Genomic DNA, 5,000 nt, shown 5'->3' with positions numbered 1-5,000 from the left:
CAGAAGGTGCCTGCCCGAGGTGCCGCCAGAGCGCGCCCTCGCGCTCGAGCACCTGCAAAGCGCCGCGCAGCGTCTCGCGGCTGCAGCCGAGCTGGCGGGCAAACTCGCGCTCGGGCGGCAGCCGCGCGCCGACCTCGGTGGTCAGATCGGCCACCAGCCCGCGGAGTTCCGACAGGACCGCCTGCCCCCGCTTCGATGTCATGCCGCGCCTCCCGCTCCAGGCCAAACCCAGACCAATTTGCAGACCAATGCCATGCCATGCAACACCGCGCCGCTCTCGAGGAGGACCCAGATGCTGACCACGACCATCCTTGCCCTTGCCGGTTTCGGCGCGGGCGCGCTCAACGCCATCGCGGGCGGAGGCACATTCCTGACCTTTCCCGCGCTGGTCTGGGTCGGCGTGCCGCCGATCATGGCCAATGCCACCGCCACTTTCGCCGCCCTGCCCGGCTATGCCGGAAGCAGCTGGGCCTATCGCCGCGACATCCAGGCAGGAGAAGGGCCAAGCCTGCGCGCGCTCGTCGTCACCGCCATGCTTGGCGGGACCCTTGGCGCGCTGCTGCTGCTGGTCACCCCCGAGGACCTGTTTTCCGACGTCATTCCCTGGCTGCTGCTGATCGCCACGCTGGCCTTTGCCGCCGGTCCCGCGCTGCTGCGCGGGCTGCTCGCCTCGGGGCGCCGCCTGCCCGATGCGGTCTCGCTGACGCTGCTGCTGCTCGTCTCGATCTACGGCGGCTATTTCAACGGCGGGCTCGGGATCCTGCTGCTGGCCGCCTTCGGACTCATCGGCATGAGCGACCTGCACCGGATGAACGGGCTGAAGACGCTGGCCTCGCTGGTGCTGTCGGCTGTCTCGGTCGTCACCTACAGCCTTGCCGGGCTTATCGACTGGAGCGCGCTGGTCGTCACCGGTCTTGGCTGCGCCGCGGGCGGCTACGTCGGGGCGCATATGTCCCGCAGGGTGCAGGACCTGTCGTTGCTGCGGACCTTCATCGTCACCGTCGGGCTGGTCACCACCATCGTCTTCTTCGCGCAGGCCTACGGTTGAACTTTTCGCAGAATGCTGACCTTTTGCGCGGCAGGCACAGAAGGCAATCCCCCATGCACATTCTCCGTTCCCTCGGGCCGGCCGTGGCGCGCGTCTCCCTCGGCGAGGCGCTCCGCGCCGGTTTCGGCGCGCTGCTCGGCCTCGGCGTCACCGGGCTGGTCCTGCTCTCGCCGCAGATCGACCTGAGCCTCGGGCTCTATCTCGTCGCGCCCTTCGGCGCGACCTCGGTGCTGCTTTTCGCAGTGCCCAACAGCCCCCTCGCCCAGCCCTGGTCCGCCATGGTCGGCAATACCGTCGCGGCGCTGGTGGGCGTTGCGACCTGCCTGCTGGTCGCCGATCCGGCGCTGCGCATCGCGCTCGCCGTGGGGCTGGCGATCACCGCGACGATCCTGTGTCGCGCGGTGCATCCGCCGGCGGGGGCGGTGGCGATGACCGCCGCCATGAGCCCCGAGGCGATCGACCATCTCGGCTTCTGGTTCGCCCTGACCCCGATCGCCGCGGGCACCGCCGCACTGGTCGTGCTCGCCGCGCTCTACGCCCGGCTGACCGGGCGGCACTACCCGTTCCGGCAGTTCGACGCCCCCGGCCAGCACGGCACCGGGGACCGCAGCCCCTCCGAGCGTCTCGGGCTCTCGGAGACAGAGCTTTCCGGGCTGCTGGAGCGCTACCGACAGTCGTTCAACCTCGGGGTCGAGGATCTGGCCCGGCTCATCGGCGCCGCCGAACTGCAAGCCGCGAGCCACCATGCAGGCCCGCTCAATGCCGAGGACATCATGTCGCGCGATCTGGTCTCCGTCGGCGGCGACAGCACCCTTGCCGAGGTCGCCGAGCTGTTCCGGCGGCATCGGTTCGCCTCGCTGCCGGTGGTTGGGCCGGAGCAGAGGTTTCTCGGGGTGATCTTCCAGATCCACCTGATCACCCGCGCGCGCGAGGACGCAGAGCGGCTCGAACGCGGCTTCCTGCCCGCCTTCCGGCGGCTCGTCGATCTCGGGCGCGAGACCCCGGTGACCGCCTCGGACATCATGAATGTCGCCGGCCCGCGCGCGACGCGCGGCTCACCTGTCGCCGCGCTGCTGCCGATGATGGCGGATGGCGACGTCGATGCCATCCCGGTGCTCGAGCGCGGACGCATCGTCGGCATCGTCACGCGCACGGATCTGATCGCGGCGCTGGCGCGGCAGGCGCTGCGGCACCGCTGAGATCGCCGCAGGAAAAAGGCTGCAGACAAAAAAAAGGCCGAGACAAGCTCGGCCGAAGTCCAACAGGGAGGTGGCAAGAGATGAGCTTTTCAGCTCAAATCCGAGACCTGCGCCCTATCTATGGGGCGACATGTAAACTTCTCAATAACAAGCACCATGCATGCGCCTATTCCCCCTAGAACACGAATTCATCCGCGCTGTGGAAGATGCCGGTCTCGACCCGTGGCACCCAGGAATATTCCGTGGTCACGAAACCCGGCACGATCGGCGCGCTCAGCGAGAAGTGCCCGGTGCCGTCGTTCACCAGCATCCTGTTGCCGGCGGCCTGGACGAGCAGGTCGATGTCTCCGTCCCCGTCATAATCCGCCGGCGCGTAGACGCTTCCGACGATGGTGGGGTCATAGGAGCGCTCCTCGAACTCGAGCCCGTCTGCCCCTTCGACAATGTCGTAGAGCCGCAGTCCCCTTGGCGCGCCGTAGTCCTCGTCCATATAGGCGGCGGTTACCATTTCGATGTCGCCGTCGCCGTCGAAGTCTGCCGCCGCTGCCGCGCCGACGCCGCTCGACGAGTCGCCCTGCGGGATCAGTGCAGGCCCTCGCGATGCCTGCCCCGTACCATTGTTCAGATAGGTGTAGATGCCGCGCCCATCCCCGCCAGCGGTCAACATCACGTCTAGATCGCCGTCCAGGTCCAGATCGACAACCTGAGGGTTTCCGGGCGGAGCTTCCGCCGGCATGGAGGACGAGACATCAGTCAACTGGCCGCTGCCGTCATTGACCATGACGTAAATGCTGTTGCGATCGTAGCCGGTCAAGAGGATGGCATCGAGAAACCCGTCGCCGTTCATATCGGCAAGCCGGCCCTCATTACCTGAATATCCCTGTTCGAGATAGCTGCGTGCTTGGACGGAAAAGGCACCGGTGCCGTCATTCTCAAAAATATAGACGGACTCGCCCAGATAGCTGGAGGCGAGATAGTCGATATCGCCATCACCATCCACATCCCCGGCGGCATAGGCCTTGAACAGGTTGTCCGGAAGATCCGGATCGTAGGCGGCATAGTCCTGAATATTGAGGGAGACGGTTTCCTGAGAGGTTTCGCTCAAGGAAAAGCTGGCATTCCCTTCATTGAGATAGACTTCTGTCGTCACCGTGAAGCTGTAGGGGACCTGCCAATCGCCTTGGGGGATGTCCGGAAGATCCGGTCCCGCATGGGTGACTTTGATGAAATCATTCAGCCCATCGCCGTTCAGATCGGCGCTCATGAAGGACGCGCCACCCCGCGCGATGGTGTCATAGGTCACCTCGGTGGGAATGCCGGTCACCACTTCCGTGAACCCCCCCATGCCCGTCATTCAGCGCAACGACCACATAGTCTCCGTCCTCGTACCAGATGTCGGGAGGCGACACCGGCTCGGGGTCCACGGCGCCCTTGGCCTCGAACGAAAGGCTGTCGATCCGGAGCGGCTCGCCGCCGTCGCCATGTCCGGCGAGCTCGATGACATCCCCCGCCCTGAGCTCGAGCCCCGCGAGCAGTCGCGCCGCCTTGCTTGCCGAGTTGGCTAGGGCGCTGCCCGAGGTTCCGTCCCAATCGAAGCGGTCGATCTCTCTTCCGTTGACTGATACCCACAGCTCCGAAACCCCGTCGGTTTCATCGAAGTAGTTGATTGTCAGGTCAAAAGTTCCGGATTCCTCCATCGTGTAGCTTGCGCGGGCAACTGTGCTCGAGCCATGCTGCAAGACCTGCGACCCCGAGGCGGCACCATTGCGGACCACCGCGAAGCCCGAGAGGATATGGAGGCTCTCGGCCTCGACGTCGAAACTCTGGGCGGTTTCCAGCGGCGTGCCTTCGCTGAGATCAAGGTAATCGGTTCTGAGCGGCTCGCCCCCGTCGGAAGCGCCGCGGATTTCGATGACGTCCCCATGGTGCAGCTCGAGATCCGATATCACGTACTCGCGGCGAGCCGCGGCGGTGACGATCGCCGTGCCGCTGGGGTCGTCCCATTCAAACGCGGCCGCCACCGCGCCGTTCACCAGGATCTCCATGTAGGCGCTGCCGTCGCTCTCGTCGAAGTAGCCGAGACCCAGGTCATAATAGCCGCTGACACCGGAGAAAATCCCGCCCGCCTGCGACCCCTGCGCATTGGCTTCCAGGTATTTTCCGCCCGACGGATGGGGGTTGCTTTTGACCTGAAACCCAAGGCCAATCGAAAGAGATTCCGCTTCGGTCCGAGCGCCGGAAGAAATATTGGCCGCTGGAGAAAAATTCGGAAAGTCGAATATGGATAGCTGAGAAAGCGACATGGGCATTGATGCCTCCCTGAAAAAATGGACGACTCAAAACCGATTAAATAATATGCACCGAGCCTCGGCGATTGACTGGGCCAGGTCAATAGCTCCCTTGCCGTGTATCGTCACCCCCACCCTGAAAACTCAGAAATCACCTTGAGCGGCCGCGGGCGCAAGCCTGCGTGGCTTTTCGAAGCAATCGCAGATGGGAAAAGCGTGGAAGACTTCGGGATCTGATTGCGAAGTTGCGCGAGCCCGTCCCTGCGCCCCAGCGCGGACCAACATCGCACCACTATTTCGCCCCTCATGAGAGACAGCAATGTCTCACCGGTACTGTCAAATGGTTCAACGCCAAAACAGGTCATGTCTTCATCGCCTCCGATGACCTTCAGGAAGGCCGCGATGGCCATCAAATGGCGGCGGAACTCTCCCTCGCTTGAAGCTGCCGATCCCTGACTGCACAGG

6 protein-coding genes are annotated in these 5,000 nt (G+C 64.6%); 3 read left to right on the top strand and 3 right to left on the bottom strand.

The window, feature by feature from the left end; all coding sequences use genetic code 11:
• On the bottom strand, window positions 1-202 hold a 202-nt coding region (locus CLG85_RS26775; protein ID WP_260350338.1), incomplete at its 3' end, for a GntR family transcriptional regulator.
• A gap of 90 nt (window positions 203-292) precedes the next feature.
• Between CLG85_RS26775 and CLG85_RS26770 the strand changes: the two genes are divergently transcribed.
• Window positions 293-1,048 carry a sulfite exporter TauE/SafE family protein gene (locus CLG85_RS26770; RefSeq protein WP_260350336.1) on the top strand — a complete coding sequence of 252 codons (756 nt, stop codon included), beginning with the start codon at window positions 293-295 and terminating at the stop codon, window positions 1,046-1,048.
• 53 nt (window positions 1,049-1,101) lie between these two features.
• The gene (locus CLG85_RS26765; RefSeq protein ID WP_260350335.1) at window positions 1,102-2,247 is read left to right on the top strand and encodes an HPP family protein; all 1,146 of its coding nucleotides are present in this window, start codon (window positions 1,102-1,104) and stop codon (window positions 2,245-2,247) included.
• Between the two features lie 175 nt (window positions 2,248-2,422).
• Here the strand turns inward: CLG85_RS26765 and CLG85_RS26760 are convergent, their stop codons facing one another.
• Window positions 2,423-3,592 carry an FG-GAP repeat domain-containing protein gene (locus CLG85_RS26760; RefSeq protein WP_260350334.1) on the bottom strand — a complete coding sequence of 390 codons (1,170 nt, stop codon included), beginning with the start codon at window positions 3,590-3,592 and terminating at the stop codon, window positions 2,423-2,425.
• Window positions 3,540-4,556 carry a hypothetical protein gene (locus CLG85_RS26755; RefSeq protein WP_260350333.1) on the bottom strand — a complete coding sequence of 339 codons (1,017 nt, stop codon included), beginning with the start codon at window positions 4,554-4,556 and terminating at the stop codon, window positions 3,540-3,542. Before CLG85_RS26755 ends, CLG85_RS26760 begins: the two co-directional genes overlap by 53 nt.
• 96 nt (window positions 4,557-4,652) lie before the next feature.
• Between CLG85_RS26755 and CLG85_RS26750 the strand changes: the two genes are divergently transcribed.
• The gene (locus CLG85_RS26750; RefSeq protein ID WP_260350332.1) at window positions 4,653-4,772 is read left to right on the top strand and encodes an H-NS family nucleoid-associated regulatory protein; all 120 of its coding nucleotides are present in this window, start codon (window positions 4,653-4,655) and stop codon (window positions 4,770-4,772) included.
• The last annotated feature ends 228 nt before the right edge of the window (window positions 4,773-5,000 follow it).

This window comes from Alloyangia mangrovi, from assembly GCF_002300555.2.
In the GTDB taxonomy this organism is placed as follows: domain Bacteria; phylum Pseudomonadota; class Alphaproteobacteria; order Rhodobacterales; family Rhodobacteraceae; genus Salipiger; species Salipiger mangrovi.
This window is presented reverse-complemented; position numbering and strand designations above follow the sequence as displayed.